This window comes from Actinopolyspora lacussalsi subsp. righensis (assembly GCF_900116555.1).
In the GTDB taxonomy this organism is placed as follows: Bacteria; Actinomycetota; Actinomycetes; order Mycobacteriales; family Pseudonocardiaceae; genus Actinopolyspora; species Actinopolyspora lacussalsi.
In genome coordinates this window covers 229,667-246,638 of record NZ_FPAT01000001.1, presented here as the reverse complement: position 1 = coordinate 246,638, position 16,972 = coordinate 229,667, and the positions used below count along the sequence as shown (strand labels likewise).

At 68.6% G+C, this 16,972-nt stretch carries 18 protein-coding genes; 11 read left to right on the top strand and 7 right to left on the bottom strand.

What is annotated here, in order from left to right; genetic code table 11:
• Nucleotides 1-48: 48 nt before the first annotated feature.
• Nucleotides 49-1,059 (top strand): aldo/keto reductase, encoded by a 1,011-nt coding sequence (locus BM394_RS01125; protein ID WP_092972838.1) that lies wholly within the window; start codon nt 49-51, stop codon nt 1,057-1,059.
• Between the two features lie 157 nt (nt 1,060-1,216).
• On the opposite strand, the gene BM394_RS01120 is transcribed toward BM394_RS01125, so the two are convergent.
• From BM394_RS01120 to BM394_RS01110, 3 genes are all read right to left on the bottom strand, one after another.
• A complete protein-coding gene (locus BM394_RS01120) occupies nt 1,217-1,699 on the bottom strand; it encodes a hypothetical protein (protein WP_092972836.1) in 483 nt (160 codons plus the stop codon).
• Nucleotides 1,700-1,835: 136 nt separating this feature from the next.
• Nucleotides 1,836-2,054, bottom strand: coding sequence for a hypothetical protein (locus tag BM394_RS01115; RefSeq protein WP_092972834.1), 219 nt, complete (start codon nt 2,052-2,054; stop codon nt 1,836-1,838).
• A 259-nt stretch (nt 2,055-2,313) separates the two neighbouring features.
• The gene (locus BM394_RS01110; RefSeq protein WP_092972832.1) at nt 2,314-2,949 is read right to left on the bottom strand and encodes a TetR/AcrR family transcriptional regulator; all 636 of its coding nucleotides are present in this window, start codon (nt 2,947-2,949) and stop codon (nt 2,314-2,316) included.
• A 104-nt stretch (nt 2,950-3,053) separates the two neighbouring features.
• Between BM394_RS01110 and BM394_RS01105 the strand changes: the two genes are divergently transcribed.
• The 3 genes from BM394_RS01105 (at nt 3,054) to BM394_RS01095 (ending at nt 5,259) form a co-directional block, all read left to right on the top strand.
• A complete protein-coding gene (locus BM394_RS01105; RefSeq protein ID WP_092972830.1) occupies nt 3,054-4,376 on the top strand; it encodes an alkyl sulfatase dimerization domain-containing protein in 1,323 nt (440 codons plus the stop codon).
• 138 nt (nt 4,377-4,514) lie between these two features.
• A complete protein-coding gene (locus tag BM394_RS01100; protein ID WP_092973608.1) occupies nt 4,515-4,907 on the top strand; it encodes a YidH family protein in 393 nt (130 codons plus the stop codon).
• Between the two features lies 1 nt (nt 4,908).
• The gene (locus BM394_RS01095; RefSeq protein WP_092972828.1) at nt 4,909-5,259 is read left to right on the top strand and encodes a DUF202 domain-containing protein; all 351 of its coding nucleotides are present in this window, start codon (nt 4,909-4,911) and stop codon (nt 5,257-5,259) included.
• A gap of 340 nt (nt 5,260-5,599) precedes the next feature.
• Here BM394_RS01095 and BM394_RS22610 read toward each other — a convergent pair whose 3' ends face one another.
• Nucleotides 5,600-5,749 carry a hypothetical protein gene (locus tag BM394_RS22610; RefSeq protein WP_165400623.1) on the bottom strand — a complete coding sequence of 50 codons (150 nt, stop codon included), beginning with the start codon at nt 5,747-5,749 and terminating at the stop codon, nt 5,600-5,602.
• A gap of 98 nt (nt 5,750-5,847) precedes the next feature.
• Here BM394_RS22610 and BM394_RS01090 point away from each other — a divergent pair, with 98 nt between their 5' ends.
• On the top strand, nt 5,848-7,221 hold the full coding sequence (locus tag BM394_RS01090; protein ID WP_217643270.1) for a cryptochrome/photolyase family protein: 1,374 nt from the start codon (nt 5,848-5,850) through the stop codon (nt 7,219-7,221).
• Between the two features lie 86 nt (nt 7,222-7,307).
• Here the strand turns inward: BM394_RS01090 and BM394_RS01085 are convergent, their stop codons facing one another.
• Together BM394_RS01085 and BM394_RS01080 are read right to left on the bottom strand one after the other, a co-directional pair.
• Nucleotides 7,308-8,198 (bottom strand): oxygenase MpaB family protein, encoded by an 891-nt coding sequence (locus BM394_RS01085; RefSeq protein ID WP_092972824.1) that lies wholly within the window; start codon nt 8,196-8,198, stop codon nt 7,308-7,310.
• A 49-nt stretch (nt 8,199-8,247) separates the two neighbouring features.
• Complete coding sequence (locus tag BM394_RS01080; protein ID WP_092972822.1) at nt 8,248-9,138, bottom strand: MBL fold metallo-hydrolase; 891 nt, start codon at nt 9,136-9,138, stop codon at nt 8,248-8,250.
• A 340-nt stretch (nt 9,139-9,478) separates the two neighbouring features.
• Here BM394_RS01080 and BM394_RS01075 point away from each other — a divergent pair, with 340 nt between their 5' ends.
• The 3 genes from BM394_RS01075 to BM394_RS01065 all read left to right on the top strand — a co-directional run bounded on the left by BM394_RS01075 (nt 9,479) and on the right by BM394_RS01065 (nt 11,824).
• Nucleotides 9,479-9,817: a hypothetical protein gene (locus BM394_RS01075; protein ID WP_092972821.1), complete on the top strand. Its 339-nt coding sequence runs from the start codon at nt 9,479-9,481 to the stop codon at nt 9,815-9,817.
• A 446-nt stretch (nt 9,818-10,263) separates the two neighbouring features.
• Nucleotides 10,264-11,577: a S8 family serine peptidase gene (locus BM394_RS01070; protein ID WP_092972819.1), complete on the top strand. Its 1,314-nt coding sequence runs from the start codon at nt 10,264-10,266 to the stop codon at nt 11,575-11,577.
• A gap of 16 nt (nt 11,578-11,593) precedes the next feature.
• Nucleotides 11,594-11,824 (top strand): hypothetical protein, encoded by a 231-nt coding sequence (locus BM394_RS01065; protein ID WP_092972817.1) that lies wholly within the window; start codon nt 11,594-11,596, stop codon nt 11,822-11,824.
• Nucleotides 11,825-11,916: 92 nt separating this feature from the next.
• On the opposite strand, the gene BM394_RS01060 is transcribed toward BM394_RS01065, so the two are convergent.
• Nucleotides 11,917-13,137: a site-2 protease family protein gene (locus tag BM394_RS01060; protein ID WP_092972815.1), complete on the bottom strand. Its 1,221-nt coding sequence runs from the start codon at nt 13,135-13,137 to the stop codon at nt 11,917-11,919.
• 222 nt (nt 13,138-13,359) lie between these two features.
• On the opposite strand from BM394_RS01060, the gene BM394_RS01055 reads away from it, so the two are divergent.
• The 3 genes from BM394_RS01055 to BM394_RS01045 all read left to right on the top strand — a co-directional run bounded on the left by BM394_RS01055 (nt 13,360) and on the right by BM394_RS01045 (nt 16,964).
• Entirely contained in the window at nt 13,360-13,944 is a 585-nt protein-coding gene (locus BM394_RS01055; RefSeq protein ID WP_092972813.1) for a TetR/AcrR family transcriptional regulator, read from the top strand.
• Nucleotides 13,945-14,064: 120 nt separating this feature from the next.
• On the top strand, nt 14,065-14,346 hold the full coding sequence (locus BM394_RS01050) for a metal-sensitive transcriptional regulator (protein ID WP_092626884.1): 282 nt from the start codon (nt 14,065-14,067) through the stop codon (nt 14,344-14,346).
• 254 nt (nt 14,347-14,600) lie between these two features.
• A complete protein-coding gene (locus tag BM394_RS01045) occupies nt 14,601-16,964 on the top strand; it encodes a heavy metal translocating P-type ATPase (RefSeq protein WP_092972810.1) in 2,364 nt (787 codons plus the stop codon).
• Nucleotides 16,965-16,972: the final 8 nt, after the last annotated feature.

Here is a 16,972-nt window from a genome sequence, read left to right as displayed (position 1 = left end):
GGAGAGGGGCCGGAAACCGGCCCGCACCACGCACGACGAGGAGTACACGTGAGCATCCGATCGTTGTTGTCCGGCGAGACCCTCGGTTTCGGCGCGGCCCCGGTGGGCAACATGTTCCGCCCCGTACCGGAGGAGGACGCGGCCGCCACGATCCGGGCCGCCTGGGACAACGGCATCCGCTACTACGACACCGCCCCGATCTACGGGGCCGGGCTGTCCGAGATCCGGCTCGGCGAGGTGCTGTCACGGTACGAACGCTCCGAGTACGTGCTCAGCACCAAGGTCGGCCGCGTGATCGAGTACGAGACGGACCAGCCCGCCGACCCGGACGAGCGGGGCGGCATCTTCGCGCACGGACGCCCCAACAGGGTCCGCAACGACTACGGCTACGACGGCACCATGCGCTCGATCGAGCAGAGCCTGCACCGGCTGGGCACCGACCGCATCGACATCGCCTGGGTGCACGACATCTCCCCGGACTTCTACGGTGACGACTGGCTCGACGCCTTCGCCGCCGCGCGCACCGGCGCGTTCCGCGCGTTGACGAGCCTGCGCGAGCAGGGCGTCGTCGATGCCTGGGGCATCGGTGTCAACACCGTGGAGCCCTGCGAGCTCACCCTCGGGCTCGACGAGCACACCCCGGACGCCTTCCTGCTGGCGGGCCGATACACCCTGTTCGACCACTCCTACGCGTTGCAGCGGCTGCTGCCGCGCTGCGCCGAACGCGACGTGGAGCTGGTCGTGGGCGGACCGTTCAACTCGGGCGTACTGGCAGGTGGGAAGCACTTCGAGTACCAGGAGGCATCGCAGCGGGTGCTCGACGACGTCGACCGGCTGCGAAAGATCGCCGAGCGGCACGGCACCGACATCCGGGCCGCTGCCCTGCGTTTCCCACTGGCGCACCCCGCCGTGGCGGCGACGATCCCGGGCATGTCGCGTCCGGAACGCGTGAGCCAGAACCTGGAGCTCTCGCGCACCCCGGTCCCGACCGAGTTCTGGCGGCAGCTGCGTGACGAGGAGCTGGTCGACCCCGCCGCGCCGTTGCCGGGCGACATCTGATCCGTCCGGCCTCCGACCCACCCGGCGTCCGACCCACCCGGCGTCCGCCCCGCCCGGTCTCCGGTGTCGGACGCCCGCGAGTCTCGGCGGGAACGTGCCGCGGTGCCCGCTCATCGAGGGCGGGCACCGCGGCACGCGTCACCGCCGTTGGTGGGGTTCACTCCTCAGAACGTTGCCGGTGATCCCGCAGCACACCGACCAGGCTGTTCGCGACGCCCTGCCGTGTCAGCAGCGGCCCCTCGTTCTTCCCGGTGTTCTCGTCGACGTGCATCACCCGCACGGTGGTCCCGTTGCGTTCGACCACCTCGGTCAGTGCGGTTTCGTCGAACGTCCCGTCGGTGGCGAGCAGCACTCCGGCGACCGCCTTCGGGTGCGGGGCCGCCGCGCGCAGCGCCGTCCCCGCGGCCCCGCTTCCCGCTACCAGCTGCAGCCGTGTGCCCGCGTCGAGCTGTTTTTCCAGCAGGGCACGTACCTGCAGCAATCCGTCGTCCACGGTGGATAGCGGGAACCAGTGCAGCGGCACGGTCTCGGCGAGTCCGGACCACGGGCCGGGAGGGCATCCCGCACCACGCCCTTCCGGGTCGAGCACCAACACCGCTGTCGTTGTCGGATTCGAGTCCGCCGAATCGGCACTGTCCATGCGGACCTCCTTTCCGCTGTGGCCCGGATACCCGGAACAGCGTGGTTTCATGCCGGGCGGCGCCGTTTTTCGACTGTCCCATCGGGGCAGGCGTGTCGAAAGTGCCGAATTCTCGATCTCCACCCGGTTTCTCGGTTCAGTGCGGATCCCTGCCCAGCAGCCACGCCTGCCGGTGTCGGTTCGCTTCGAAGCACTTCTTGGCGAGCCGGGTCGTGCGCCGCCGTGCCGGGGTGTGCCCGATCTCCCGGGCGTTGACCTGCTCGGTGTCACGGGTGGAGGCAGTAGTCCTGACCTGCTCGTGATGCCGCTGTTCATTCATCGCTGTGACCTCCGGTGGTTCCTGCTCGGATGGCACGAGTAGTTTATATAGACAGGTCTGTCTAGTCAATTCGGGCGTGCCGATCCGACCTCACTCGTATCCGGTGGGGGAGTGATGCGGGCGCCCGCTTCGCACGCGTTTAGCTGGGGTGGTCGACTACCGCGCGGCGCGATCCCGGGCTAGCGCTGGACGTCGATCGTGCCGAGCTGGTGGTGGAACAGGTGCCGCCGCTCGTCCGCTACCGCGAGCTGCCCGTCCGGCTCGAGGGCTGAATCGGCACTTCGAGCGACGATTCTCAACGATCCCTCGAACCCTCCGAGGGAGTGACCGGTGCGGTGAGCATGCCGTGCGCGGCGTCGATCAGATCGATCGTCCAGTGCGCGGGGTGCTGCGGATCGGTCGGGGAGCCGGTGCGCTCGTGATCGGCGATGGTGTGCAGCACGAGGTGCACCAGCATCCGCAGCCGGCGGCCCAGTACCGCCTCCGGTAGTTCCTCGAGGCAGTGCCGTATCCCGGTCCACACCGCGCGCAGGCTGGAGGCCGCCTCCCAGTCCCAGCCCGTGGGCGATGCGGGCTGGCTGAAGTACTGGGCCAGGAAACGTCCGTAGCGGCTGCCTGTCTCGTTGGTGCTGCTCGCCAGCGGCACGATGAACGCCGTCAGCAGGTCGCGCAGCTCGGTTCGCGCCTCGTCCTCCTGCTCGGCCAGCAGCCGCAGTCGGTGCTCGTTGATCCCGCTCATGCGGTGATCGAGGATCGCGTTGACCAGTGACTCCTTGTCGCCGAAGTGGTACTGCGCCGCTGAGGTGTTGCGCTGCCCGGCGGCCACGCCGACCTCGCGCAGCGAGACCTCGCTGATGCCGCGCTCGGCGAACAGTCGCTCGGCGGTGACGATCAACCGTTCTCTGGTGCCCTGGCCGTTGGGACTGCTCATCCGGGGTCTCCGCGCTCGCTCGTTCGAACGGATTCATTGTGCCAACACCTTGCCCGTTTAATACACGTGCTTTAAATTGTGGCGCACACGACAGGGAGGGATCGATGAGTTCGATTCACGAATTCGCCGAGCGCTGCTGGAACGGCGAGGCGAGCACGCTGCACCACCTCGGCGGCGAGCAGCGCGCCGCGGAGCTGCACCGGATGGCCGACGGCGTGTGGATGTGGCCCGGTTTCGGTAACGTCTACGTGTTCCCCACCGAGCGGGGGATCGTGCTGTTCGACACCGGAAGCCGGACCACCGCCTCCGAGCTGCACGCAGCCGTCCGGCGGTACTGGTCACTGCCGCTGCACACCGCGATCTACTCGCACGGTCACGTCGACCACGTCTTCGGCACGGAACCGTTCGAGCGCGAAGCCGCCGACAACGGTGACCCGGCGCCCACGGTGCTCGCACACGAAGCGATCACGGCTCGTTTCGACCGCTACCGGCGCTCGGCCGGGTACAACACCGTCGTCAACCGCAGGCAGTTCCGTGCCCCCGAGCTGAACTGGCCCACCGATTACCGCTATCCCGACGCCACCTACCGGGACAGCACCGAGCTGCGCGTCGGTGAGCTCGACATGCGGCTGCACCACGTGCTCGGCGAGACCGACGATCACACCGTCGCGTGGTTGCCGGAACGGGAAGTGCTGTGCGTCGGCGATCTGTTCATCTGGGCCTCGCCCAACGCGGGCAATCCGCAGAAACCGCAGCGTCACCCTCTCGAGTGGGCACAAGGGCTGCGGTGGATGGCCGAGCTCGAACCCCGGTTGCTGCTTCCCGGGCACGGCGTGCCGATCGAGGGGCACCAGCGGGTGAGGCAGGCGCTGACCGACACGGCCGAGCTGCTGGAATCGCTGCACGACCAGGTGCTGGAACTGATGAACACCGGAGCCTGCTTCGATGAGGTGCTGCACCGGGTCTCACCACCGGAACACCTGCTGCGGAAACCGTATCTGCGGCCGATCTACGACGAACCGGAATTCGTGGTCCACGCTCTCTGGCAGCGTTACGGCGGCTGGTGGGACGGTGATCCGGCCCGGCTCAAACCTGCCCCGCGTCCCGAGCTCGCCGCCGAACTGGCCGCCCTGGTGGGTGGAGCCGAACGGCTCGCCACGCGGGCCCGCGAACTCGGCGCGGCCGAACAACCCCGGTTGGCCGCCCACCTGGCCCAGCTCGCGGGTGACGCGGCGCCCCACGACCCGGAGATCCATCGACAGCGGATGCGGGTTTTCCGGGAACTGGAACGCGAGGCCGGTTCCACGATGGCACGCGGGATCTACGGTTGGGCCGTCGCCGAGTCCGAGGCCGTCGTGGAAGGGGGTGACGCGATGCGGGCCCTGGAGCGCGCGGCCCGGCAGCGCCCGACCGGTATCGAGCTGTGATTACCCGACGGCGGATTCGCCAGCGGAAAGCCCGACCTCGCAACCGCCCCGCTGCACCCGAGTGGGCAGCAGAGCCTCACTCTGTGGTGTGCTGTGGGCGACGGGAACCGGATTCCGAAAGGTGGCAGTGAACGCGCCATGTCAGTGCCCAGCCACGGAACCAGGCGCTGGCCGAGCAGGGTGTACGGCGAGGGGGACGAGCCGGACGCCCGGTTCTCACTCGCCAACGAACGGACCTTTCTGGCGTGGCTGCGCACCGCGATGGCGCTGATGGCCGCCGGCGTCGGTATCGAGACGGTCAACGCCGCCACCTCGTCGTCCCAGAATCCACTGGTCACCTGGCTGGCGCTGCTGTTGTTGGCGGGCGGGGTGCTCGTCAGCGCCGCCTCGTTCACCAGGTGGGCTGCCACCGAGCGGGCGCTGCGCACCGGCAGGCCGTTGCCCGCCCCCAGGATGGGTGCCGTGCTCGGCTACGGCCTCGCCGCCGTGGGAGTGGGGATCGCCGTGCTGCTCGTGATCGTGGGGATCTGACGTGCCCGACCACGACACGGGTGACGAGCGAGCCCGCGCCCCGGTCGATCCGGGGTTGCAGATCGAACGCACCACGTTGGCCTGGTTGCGCACCGGGCTGTCCTTCGCGGTCGGTTCACTGGTGCTGACCAGGTTCATCGCCCAAACCAGGCCGCTGGTCGCGCTCGGCTGCGTGCTGGCGCTGCTGCCGGTCGCGGTGCTGGTGGGAGTGTTGGCGGTGCGCCGCTACCGTGCCGACAGCGCCCTGCCGCAGCATCGGCAACCACTGGCGGACGGTGCGCTGCCCGCTGGCGTCGCGCTGCTGGCCGTGCTGGTCGGAGCGGTGGGGATGGTTTACGCCGTGCTGTTGTGATCGGGTGCCGCTCGTCCGGCCAGGGTATCGAGTGGCGGAACCTCTCGCGCGGCTCTCGCTGCGTTGCTGGGCTGGTCGCTCTGGTGTGGTGGCGTAACCGTCACGTGAGTCGCGCCTCGCGGTGTTGGGCCGCTCTTGAGTAGTGATCTACACGGCGAGCGGCCTGGCCTTGCGACGCATCCGACTCACGCACCGGAGACACGCGCGCTGCGACTCGCATGGTCGCTTCCCGACGGGTGGCGCGGGGCCGGAAATTTCGCGAGAAATCGACGCCGCACTGTGCCGAGTGCGGAGATGGGGTCGCGGCACCGGTGCTCCGAATCGGACCGCACGAGCTCGATCAGGGGTGCGCGCCACGGTCCAGATCGGCCAGCACCGCTTCGGCGGCGCTCAGGCCGGCGAGCCCGGCGCCCACGACGATCACTTCCGAGGCCACGCGGTGAACCCAGTAACCGCACCCGCGCCGCGCCATTCGGCGAGCATCTGTCATTCGACCGAGTGAGTTCAGCCGGAATGGTGGGCTGTGCTGCCGAAACCTCGGTACCGCGACCACGGGGACGCCGGACCGGTCCAGTAACCTCGTGCGGCGTGACCACCGCCGCGATTCTGTGGTTCCGCCGTGACCTGCGACTGTACGACCACGCGGCCCTGCTGGCCGCCGCACGCCGGTCCGAATCCGTGTTGGCGGTGTTCGTGCTCGACGACAACCTGCTGCGCCCGGCCGGAGCCAGTCGACGTGACTTCCTGTACGGGTGTCTGCGTGAGTTGGACGAGCGTCTCGGGCACCGGTTGTTGATCAGGCACGGGGACCCCGCCGAGGTGCTGCCGGAACTGGCCGGGCGCGTCGGTGCGGAGAGCGTGCACGTCTCCGCCGACACCAACCCCTACGGCAGTCGCCGTGACGGGCGTGTACGCGAAGCGCTGCGGGAACGCGGAGTCGGCTGGGAGGTCACGGGCTCGCCCTACGCGGTGACACCGGGACGGATCACCAAGGCCGACGGTACGCCGTACAAGGTGTTCACCCCGTTCCGCCGTGCCTGGTCCGAGCACGGCTGGCCGCTCCCCGCCGAGACCGGTGTGGACACCGTGGAATGGATGAGCCCCGACGGACTCGACGGCGTGCCCCTTCCCGACGGCGAGCGGGACGCGGCTCCCGAGCTGCCACCACCGGGCGAGACGAACGCGCTGGGTCGTTGGCACGAGTTCGTCGAATCAGGCCTGGCGGAGTACAACCAGCGGCGCGACCGGCCGGACATCGCCGGGACCAGCAGAATGTCGGCCTACCTGCGTTGGGGATGCGTGCACCCGCGCACGATGCTGCGCGATCTGTCCCTACTGGACCACCACGGCGCGGGGAGCTACCGCAACGAACTGGCCTTCCGGGAGTTCTACGCCGACGTGCTGTGGAACTGGCCGGCCAGCGCCCGGTGCAACTTCGACACCCGCTTCGACCGGATGCCGCTGGACACCGGCAGCGAGGCGAACGTGCTGTTCGACGTCTGGTGCGCGGGACGGACCGGGTTCCCGATCGTGGACGCGGGAATGCGCCAACTGCTGCGCGAGGGCTGGATGCACAACCGCGTGCGGATGATCGTGGCCAGCTTCCTGGTCAAGGATCTGCATCTGCCCTGGTGGTGGGGAGCTCGCCATTTCATGCTGCACCTGGTGGACGGTGATCTGGCCTCCAATCAGCACGGCTGGCAGTGGGCGGCGGGCAGCGGTACCGACGCAGCGCCCTACTTCCGCGTCTTCAACCCGACCACGCAGGGTGAGAAGTTCGACCCCTCGGGGGAGTACGTGCGCCGGTACGTGTCGGAACTGCGCGGTGTCGACGGCAGCAGGGTGCACCGTCCGTGGAAGCTCGACGGCGCGCAGGCGCCGGACTATCCCGCACCGGTGGTCGATCACTCGCACGAGCGGCAGGAGGCGCTGGCCCGCTACGGTCGTATCAAGAACTCGTGAAGAACCCGCGGCGGCATGTCCTCGGCTGCCGTGAGCTCTCCCTCCGAGCCCGTCGCGAATGTCCGGCCGCTGCGGAAGCGAGGTCGTCACCCTTCCGCGGGCTGCTCCCGCCGGGACGGCTGCTCTTGCCGGGACGGTGCGGTCATCGCCCAGCGGATACCCGCCGTGACGGTCCGCCCGCTCAGTCGCACCAGCGTCGCCTCGGTCACCGGCAGGTACGGCAGCCGCAGCGGCAGCCGCGCCCAGCGGGGCAGCAGTGCCACGGCCGCTGCCGCCAAACCCGCGTAAGGGCCACGGACCGCCAACGGCAGCGGTGGTTCCAGCAGCAGGAACCGCGCGGTGGAGCGCGCCTCCGGGGTTCCCGCCAGCTCGGGACGGTACTGCCGGATCTGCTCGTCCAGTTCGGCCTCGGTTTCCGGCGGGTCGATCACACCGAGCTCACGTGCGACGCGGGCGGTGTCGGCGACATAGCCGTCCCGACCGGGAGCGTCCAACGGGCGTTCGCCGTAGCGCTGGTGCGCCCGCAGGAAACTGTCGATCTCGGCGATGTGCACCCAGCGCAGCAGTCGCGGATCGGTGGCCGCGTAAGCGCGTCCGTCGGGCGCGGTGCCCGCTACGTGCTCGTGCACCGCACGGATCCGGCGGACGGTCTGCTCGGCGTCGTCGGCGGTGCCGAACGTGGTCACCGCCAGGAAGTAGCTGGTTCGTTGCAGCCGTCCCCACGGATCACCCCGGTAACCGGAGTGCGCGTTGACCCCGGCCATCGCCAGCGGGTGCAGCGACTGCAGCAGCAGCGCCCGCAACCCGCCGACGAACATCGAGGCGTCCGCGTGCACCCGCCGGATCGGCCGGTCCTCGTCGAACCAGCGCGGTCCCGTGGCGGAGTGGATGCGCTCCCTACGTTCCGGTCCCTCCGAGCCCGCCACGTGTTCGAATACGCTCGCTCTCAGCCGGGAGCGCAGCCGCGATACGGTCATACCGCCATCGTGCGCGTATCCGTGCCGTGCGCGCCACGGTCCGAGGCCCTCACAGCTCCAGCGGGATCCGGTTTCCCGCCGCACCGAGCATCGCGGCGATCGCGTCGGCGATGTCCGGGGTGTGACGGCGGTTCTCGGCGTGTGCCACGCGCAGATTGACGGAGTGGCGTTCCGCGTCGTGCCACTCGGGCCAGCCCCGCCGCGCCAGGTCCTCCAGCTTGGCGAACTCGGGCAGCGCCTCGGTGGTGTTGTCGAGCAGCCATCGCAGGTACTCGCGCTGCTGCGCGAGTACGGAGTCGTCGCGGGTGATCACCGGCCCGTGTCCGGGGACCAGGGTGTCCGCGTCGAAGGTCTCCAACCAGTCCAGTGCCTCGATCCAGCCCCCGATGCTGCCGTGCAGCGCCAGGGGGGTGACGCCGTGGAACAGCAGATCGCCGGTGAACAGCACACCGTCGTCGGGGTGGTGGATCACCAGGTCCCCGTCGGTGTGCGCCCTCGTGGGCACCGGGTGGATCTCGGCGTGGGTGCCGCCGAGATCGATGGTGGTTCGACCGGTTACCGGAGTGATGTGATCCGGCGGATCGATCGAGCCCCAGTCGGCGTACTCGAACAATTCCGGGTAGGTGTGCGGCCCGTCGTGGATCTCCTCGACCGCTGAGTTCGCCGCGTGGACCGAGCCGCCGTGTTCGACCACCTGACGTGCTCCGTGCGAGTGGTCGCCGTGAGCGTGGGTGAGCACGGCGGTCAACGCCGTCTCCGGTTCGGGACCTCGCGCCGCTTCCAACAGTGCCCGGCTGCGGCTCTCGGTGGCGCAGGTGTCGACGAGCAGGGTCCGGTGCTCCCCGGTGATCCAGCCCGCGTTGTTGTGGAACCAGCCGCCCGGCAGCTGCAGGTAGGCGGAGCTGTGCTTACCGATACGAGTGATCGCGGTGGCCGTCACTGCGTGGAGTCCCCTTCCGGAAACGAAGATCACGGGTGTCGCTCGGTCATGTTATGCCGCACGGTTGTCACGCCGCGCACGCCACTGTCCGAGCTCGACGGATTCGGCGTGTCGCTCCTGGCGGTTTCCGTTCTCGCTCCTCCTCGAACGGCAGTGTCGGATCGGTACCGGATCGAGAGATGTCGTCCTTCACCAGTAGTGCGTTTGAAGTTTCAGTATTGATCGAAATGAACTGTTCGTACGAACGGCATCGAGTCGTAAGCGCCGTGACTCCACTGCCGAAAGAACCGGTCGATTATCCGTGCGGTGCGATCCTCGAAGTCGCCGATAGCATGACGTCATGCGTCACCCCGTGACACCGGACGGGCGTTATTTCGTGGCACGTGGCAGGTTGTGGCGCCGCACGAATCCGGATCTCGATCCGGACCGTCGGGACGGACTCGTGCGGGAACTGATGGCCGCCCGCAGGAAGAAGCGGGCCGCGATGCGCCGGGAGGACGCCGCCGCGCGGGAAGAGGCGCGGGCCGAGGTCGATACGGCGAAGCGTGCCCTGGGGGAGCGCGGTCCGGTGTGGTGGACCGACGGAGCTCCCGATCTCACCGGGTACGCGGTCGGCGACACGCCCTACGCTGGCTGGTTCGCGGGGCTGGGGGAGTACCACGATCCCTCCGGCGCGTGAGCCGGAGGTCGGGGAGTGTCCTGTTCCGAATCCGGTTTCGACTTGTCGCACGATCATCTCGTCCGACCGGGTGAACATATCGTCTCTACGGGTTATTTCGTTGCCGCTTCAGCCCGGGGCTGCCACTCGATCGAGTAAAATTCTTATTCTCCGGTGACATGCATGAAGGTGCAAACTAAGTGAAAAATGTTCTCGTAGTGTCTCCGACCTTCGAAAAAGGTCCGAAAGACCCTACGTTCAGGTGTGGTTGGCGCGTCCAGCGGCGCGTTACCGTGGCTGGTGGCCCCTCGGACTCGTGCACAAGCGACGAGACCGTTCGAAACAACAATCCGTTGTGAATTCCGCGGTTCGGCCCAGCCGCCACGATTCGGCCCACCCGAACGACCGGCCGAATCCGCCGAGTTCGCGGTGTTGTCTCCGTGATAATCCCCGGGAGGGATACGAGGATGACCAGTTCGACTACACCCCCCGGAAACGGGCACTATGCCGACGCTTCCGCACAACCGGTATCACCGACCGGACGATACGTCCTGGTGTTCAGCGACGATACGTTCGCCCGCGAGACCGATCAGGTCGAAACGCTGCGTTCGGTGGGTGGCGCGGTCAACGTGGCCAGCACCTCCGACTACGAATGGCGTGCGCTGAACGTGGATCAGGCCGCCTCGGCCGATGCCACCGTCTTCGCCGACCTCGGTATCGGCACGGTGACGGCCGATCCGGACAGGGCGGCCTCGATCATGGCCGCCGCTGCCGAGGACCCCCGCGTGACGGCCATCGAGCCCGAACAGTACATGTACGCCCTGAGCGGGCCGGAGGACACACAAGCAGAACCGTCCACGGCTCGGACACCGACCACCGACACCGGCTGGTCCACCGTTCGGGCCGCCCCGGTCGAATTCCACGACACATCCGAGGCGACCTGGGGTCTGCAGGCCACCGGAGTGCTCGACTCCGCCGCGACCGGCCAGGGAATCCGGGTGGCCGTGCTGGATACGGGGCTGGACTCGAGTCATCCGGACTTCGCCGACCGCGAGATCTCGGCACGTTCCTTCGTGAGCGGCGAAGCCGCCCAGGACGGCAACGGTCACGGCACGCATTGCGTGGGCACGTCCTGCGGCCCGGAGAACCCGCCGGAGCCACCCGGCAGCCGTCGCTACGGAGTGGCGACCCGAGCCGAGATCCTGGTGGGCAAAGTGCTCGGTGACGGTGGATCCGGTACCGACACCAACATCCTCGCCGCGATCAACTGGGCGATCGGCAACGACTGCCGGGTGATCTCCATGTCGCTCGGTGCCGACATCCGTGCCGTCTCACGGCGTTACGAGACCGTGGGGCAGCGGGCGCTCAATCGCGGTTCGCTGATCGTGGCAGCCGCGGGCAACAACGCCGACCGTGATTCCGGGAACCCCGGTTTCGTGGGCGTCCCGGCCAACAGCCCCTCGATCATGGCGGTCGCCGCGTTGGACTCCCGGCTCGGTATAGCCGACTTCTCGGCGCGCAGCAACCCGGTCGACGGCGGGCAGATCGACATCGCGGCACCGGGAGTCGAGGTGTATTCCACCTGGCCCATGGACCGGAGGTACCGCACGATCTCCGGTACGAGCATGGCCACCCCGCACGTCTCGGGCATCGCCGCGCTGTGGGCGCAGCGTACCGACGCGGCAGGGGAGGCGCTGTGGTCCACACTGATCCGTGGTGCCCAGCGGCTCGAACTGCCCGGCGTCGACGTCGGAGCGGGAATCGCCAAGGCACCCTCGTGAGGCGCGGACGGAGACCATGACCGACGAAGTGGTGGTCACCGTGAACGAAGAGTGGCTCGACCACATCGACACCGTGGCGCGGCGACTGCGCCGGGTCGGGATGCGCGTGGACCGAGTGCTCGAGCTCGTGGGGGTGATCACCGGCGTTCTGGAGCGTGAGCACTTCGACGCTGCCCGCGCCGTGCCGGGCGTCGCCGCGGTGGAACGTGGCGAGACCGTGCGGATCCCACGCGGTGAGAACCAGTAGGAGTCCGCCACTTCGGTGAGCCGGGGTGGCGGACTCCGACCGGGGAGATCGTTCGCGGGAGCGTTTCGAGGAGCGCTCATCCGGAGGTGGCTTCACTGCCCCCGGCGTTGTCCCGGGTACCACCAGTCCGATGGTGGGTCCGGTTCCGTGCCACCCCGTCCACCAGCACCATCCGGCGAGATTCCCGCTCGGTGCGCGGCGGGACCCGGCACTCGTTCGGCGATGAGCCGGTTGAGGTCCGTCGCGGGCACCAGCCCCTCCGCTCGTCCCTGATCCAGCACCAGGATCGAGCGCCGGGGATCGTCGTAACGGGCGAGCACGCTGGTCACCGGTTCACCACGACTCGCGGTGGTGAACTCGGAGAGCGGATCGGCCAGCTCGCGCAGCGTGTTCCGGTTTCGCTCGGTGACCGGCACCTCGTGCAGTCGACGGGGGCTGAGCACTCCGCGCAGCGTGCCGTCACGATCCACCACCGCGAATACCGAGCCGTCGTTGCCGAACGGGGAGTTCAGCACGTCACTGACCGACAGGTCCGACCACCGCGGGGTCGCGCCGGTCGTGACGAACTCATCTATCCGGACATCGCCCAACGCCATGCCCAGCCTTGCCTGCTGGCGTTCGGCGGCGGCGGCCTGTAGCACGAAAAGGCCGACCAGCATCGCCCAGATGCCCTCGATGCCACGCGTGACCACACTCACGAAGCCGCCCGCGATGAGCAGGAACCCCAGACCAGCGCCCGTGCGGGTCGCCCACAGGGCGGCTTTGAAGCGTTGTCCGGTACGGGCCCAGATCACCGCGCGCAGAATTCGACCGCCGTCCAGCGGAGCGGCCGGAAGCAGGTTGAACACCATGATCGCGAGGTTCAACATCCCCAGATAGGCAGCAACGATGATCACCAGCTGGCCGGCCTGCAGGGTGACCAGCACCCATGTCGCCAGCGCGAACGCCCCCGCCACCGCGCCGCTCACCAGCGGTCCGACGCCGGAGATGAACAACTCCGCCCTGGGAGTGGGGGCCTCGCCGCGCAGCCGGGCGACCCCACCGAGCAACCACAGCGTGACCCGGTCGACGCTCAGACCGTGTCGTACGGCCACGAGCGCGTGAGCCAGTTCGTGCAGCAGCACCGAGACGATCAGCAACAGCGCGGCCGCGGTGCTCGCGATCCAGTAGAAAACCGTGGCGTGTCCGGGCAGCGTGGTGGGCAGCCAGTAGGCACCCAGCATGAAGACGATCAGTCCGATGATGCCCGCCACGCTCCAGTGCAGCTGCAGGCGAATCCCGGCCACCCGGCCCAGCGGAATCGTTCCCGTCATCACCGTTCACCGCCCTTCGGCGGGGTGTTGCCGACCGTGGGGCGCGACGTGTGCCCACTGCGCGGTCATCCCGATGTCCAGCGTAGTCGTTTCCCCGGTCGGTTATCGAACAACCGTGCGCGCCCGAGTTTCGAGGAACGCGGAATCGCTCCGGTATCGTCCGCGACTCGCGGTGCCGCGAGTACCGTCGATTCCGCGACCGGGTGAAGGGAAGAGCTGCTGATGAGTACCGGCACGGCGACACGAGGATCACGGCCGCGTGGTTCCGCGCGGGAGCGGCTGCTCGAGGCGGCCTCCGAACTGTTCTACCGGCACGGCATCCGTGCCGTCGGTATCGACACGGTCATCGAGCGTGCCGGGGTCGCCAAGATGAGCCTGTACAACCACTTCAGCTCCAAGGACGAGTTGGTGGCCGCCTACCTCGAACGTCGTGAACAGCGCTGGAGCGCGTTCTTCGACAGCGAGCTGCGACGGATCGGCGGCACACCCTCGGGCCGGGTGCTGGCGGCTTTCGACATCTTGGCGAGCTGGCTCGAACGGGAGTGCCCCCGTGGATGTGCGTTCGGCAACGCCGAGGCCGAACTCGCCGATTCGACGCATCCCGCGCAGGCGGTGATCGAGAGGGACAAGGCGCGGCTGCGCGAATGGCTGACCGAACTGGTCGCCGCTTCGGGGTCCGCCGATCCGTCGCTGGTCGCCGAGCAGCTCTTCCTGCTGTGGGAAGGAGTGCTGGTCACTTCGGGCACCGGGCGGGTCCGTGATCCGGTCGCCGTGGCCAAACAGGCTGCCGCTCGACTGCTGGGATGAGCCCTGCATACCCCTCGGGGGTGGTTCGTGGCCCGTCCGGCGGGGCCTGGTTCCCACGGGTGGGGTTACGGGTAGGGGGTATGCTGGGAGTGGTTTGTCCGTGTCGGTGAGGGAGGTCGAATGCGCGGGTATGCCCAGGACAAAGAGGAGTACCTCAAGCGGCTGCGGCGTGTCGAGGGCCAGGTGCGCGGTCTGGCGCGCATGGTCGAGAACGATGAGTACTGCATCGACGTACTGACCCAGGTCTCGGCGGTTACCAAGGGGCTGCAGGCGGTGTCGCTGGGGCTGCTGGACGAGCACCTCAAGCACTGCGTCGCGGAGGCCGTCTCCGAGGGCGGTGAGGACGCCGAGGCCAAGATCCAGGAGGCCAGCGACGCCATCGCTCGTCTCGTGCGCTCCTGAGCCGGCCCCTTCTCGGCGCTCTGCCCCGCGGACGCGGGTGCGTGTCCGTTCCGGGGCGAGTCCTGTGACCGGTGCTCGTCGTCGGTAGTCCGGCTGTGGGAGTTCGGCGCTCGACTCGTTGACACGGTACCCCCGTAGGGTATATAGCTGGGTTCGGAACACGATATCGAACGCGGACGGTCACGAGTCGCCGCCGGCGACCTCCGTCGCGGTGCCGCGGAACGCTCCCGGTCGTGTCGAGAGGGGAACCAACGATGACCACCGGCCGACAGGACACGCTCCCATCGGAGCAGGCGATCGACACCGAACTGTCGGTCGGCGGAATGACCTGCGCCTCCTGCGCATCCCGGATCGAGCGCAAGCTCAACAAGCTCGACGGGGTGAGTGCCACCGTCAACTACGCCACCGAGAAGGTCAGGGTTACTCATCCCCCTGATACCGGTACCGAGCGGCTCGTCGGCACCATCGAGGCGGCGGGCTACAGTGCCACCCCTGCCGGCTCCTACAGCTCCGAAAGCCCCGACGAAACGGCGGGTGAAGCCACGGAGACCGCCGAGAGTGCGGAGAGCGACGAGCTGCTGCTCCGGCAGCGGTTGATCGTCTCGGCGCTGCTCTCGGTCCCCGTCATCGCCATGGCCATGGTGCCCGTGCTGCAGTTCACCTACTGGCAGTGGATCTCGTTGACCCTTGCCGCGCCGGTTCTGGTGTGGGGGGCGCTGCCGTTCCACCGCGCCACCTGGACGAACCTGCGCCACGGCGCCGTCACGATGGACACCCTGATATCGCTGGGTACCTCGGCCGCCTTCGGTTGGTCGCTGTACGCCCTGCTGTTCGGTGGCGCCGGGGTTCCCGGCATGACCCACTCCTTCGATTTCTCGGTGCGACACGTCGACGGTGGGAGCTCGATCTACCTCGAAGTCGCCGCCGGCGTGACCACCTTCATCCTGGCGGGCAGGTACTTCGAGGCCCGCTCCAAGCGTCGATCCGGAGCGGCGCTACGTGCGCTGCTGCGACTCGGCGCCAAAGAGGTCGCGGTGCTGCGCGACGGCCGGGAGTCGCTCGTTCCGGTCGAACAGCTGCGTGTCGATGACCTGTTCGTGGTACGCCCCGGTGAGAAGATCGCCACCGACGGAGTGGTGACCGAGGGCAGCTCGGCCGTGGACGCGAGCATGCTCACCGGCGAATCCGTGCCCGTCGAGGTCGAGCCCGGTGACACCGTGATCGGTGCCACGGTCAACGCGGGCGGCCGGATGGTCGTGCGAGCCACGCGGATCGGTTCCGACACCCAGCTGGCCCGGATGGCCAAGCTGGTCGAGGACGCGCAGGCGGGCAAGGCGCGGGTACAGCGTCTCGCCGATCGGGTCTCGGCGGTGTTCGTGCCGATCGTGATCGTCCTCGCGCTCGGTACGCTGCTGTACTGGTTGTTCGTCGGTGGGGGAGTCACCACCGCGTTCACCGCCGCCGTGGCCGTGCTGATCATCGCCTGCCCCTGCGCCCTGGGGCTGGCCACCCCCACGGCACTGCTGGTCGGTACCGGCAGAGGCGCTCAGCTGGGAATACTGATCAAGGGCCCCGAGGTGCTGGAGTCCACTCGCCGTGTGGACACCGTCGTGCTGGACAAGACCGGAACGATCACCACGGGCGACATGGAGCTGCTCTCGGTCCACACCACCGAGGACGGTTCGGATTCCGAGGTGTTGGCCTTGGCCGGAGCGTTGGAGAACGGGTCGGAGCACCCGATCGCCCGGGCCATCGCTCGCGGCGCCGCCGAGCGGGTGGGTCCGCTGCCCGCGATCGAGGAATTCGGCAACATCGAGGGACTCGGCGTACACGGAGCCGTCGACGGCCACACCGTCCTCGTGGGGCGTGCCCAGCTGATCGAGCAGCGGGGCATTACGCTACCCGGGCCACTCGCCGAAGCCAAGCGGGCCGCCGAACGGGACGGCTCGACCGCGGTGGTGGTGGCCCGCGACGGTGAGGCCCGCGCCGTGCTGGTCGTCGCCGACACCGTCAAACCCAGCAGCGCGCAGGCCGTGCGAGGAATGCGCGAACTGGGGCTCACCCCCGTGCTGTTGACCGGTGACAACGACGCGGTAGCCCGCTCCATCGCTGCCCGCGTCGGTATCGAGCAGGTCCGGTCCGAGGTGATGCCCGAGGACAAGGTCGACGTCGTCGGGCGTATCCAGGACCGGGGCGGCGTGGTAGCCATGGTCGGTGACGGGGTCAACGACGCCGCGGCGCTCGCACGTGCCGACCTGGGACTGGCGATGGGAACAGGTACCGACGTGGCGATCGAGGCCAGCGATCTCACGCTGGTGCGTGGCGATCCGCGCGCCGCGGTGGACGCGATCCGACTGTCCAGGCGCACGCTTCGGACCATCAAGGGCAATCTGTTCTGGGCGTTCGGGTACAACGTGGCCGCGTTGCCGCTGGCCGCGGCGGGACTGCTCAACCCCATGATCGCGGGAGCGGCCATGGCGTTCAGCTCGGTGTTCGTCGTCGGCAACAGCCTTCGACTCCGCGGTTTCCGCGGGGTCGCTCACCAGGACTCCGCGAGCACCCCGCTCGGGGCCGGCGGCGATCCCGTTCGTGCGGAAACCACTTCGTTCACCCACTAGATCCAGGC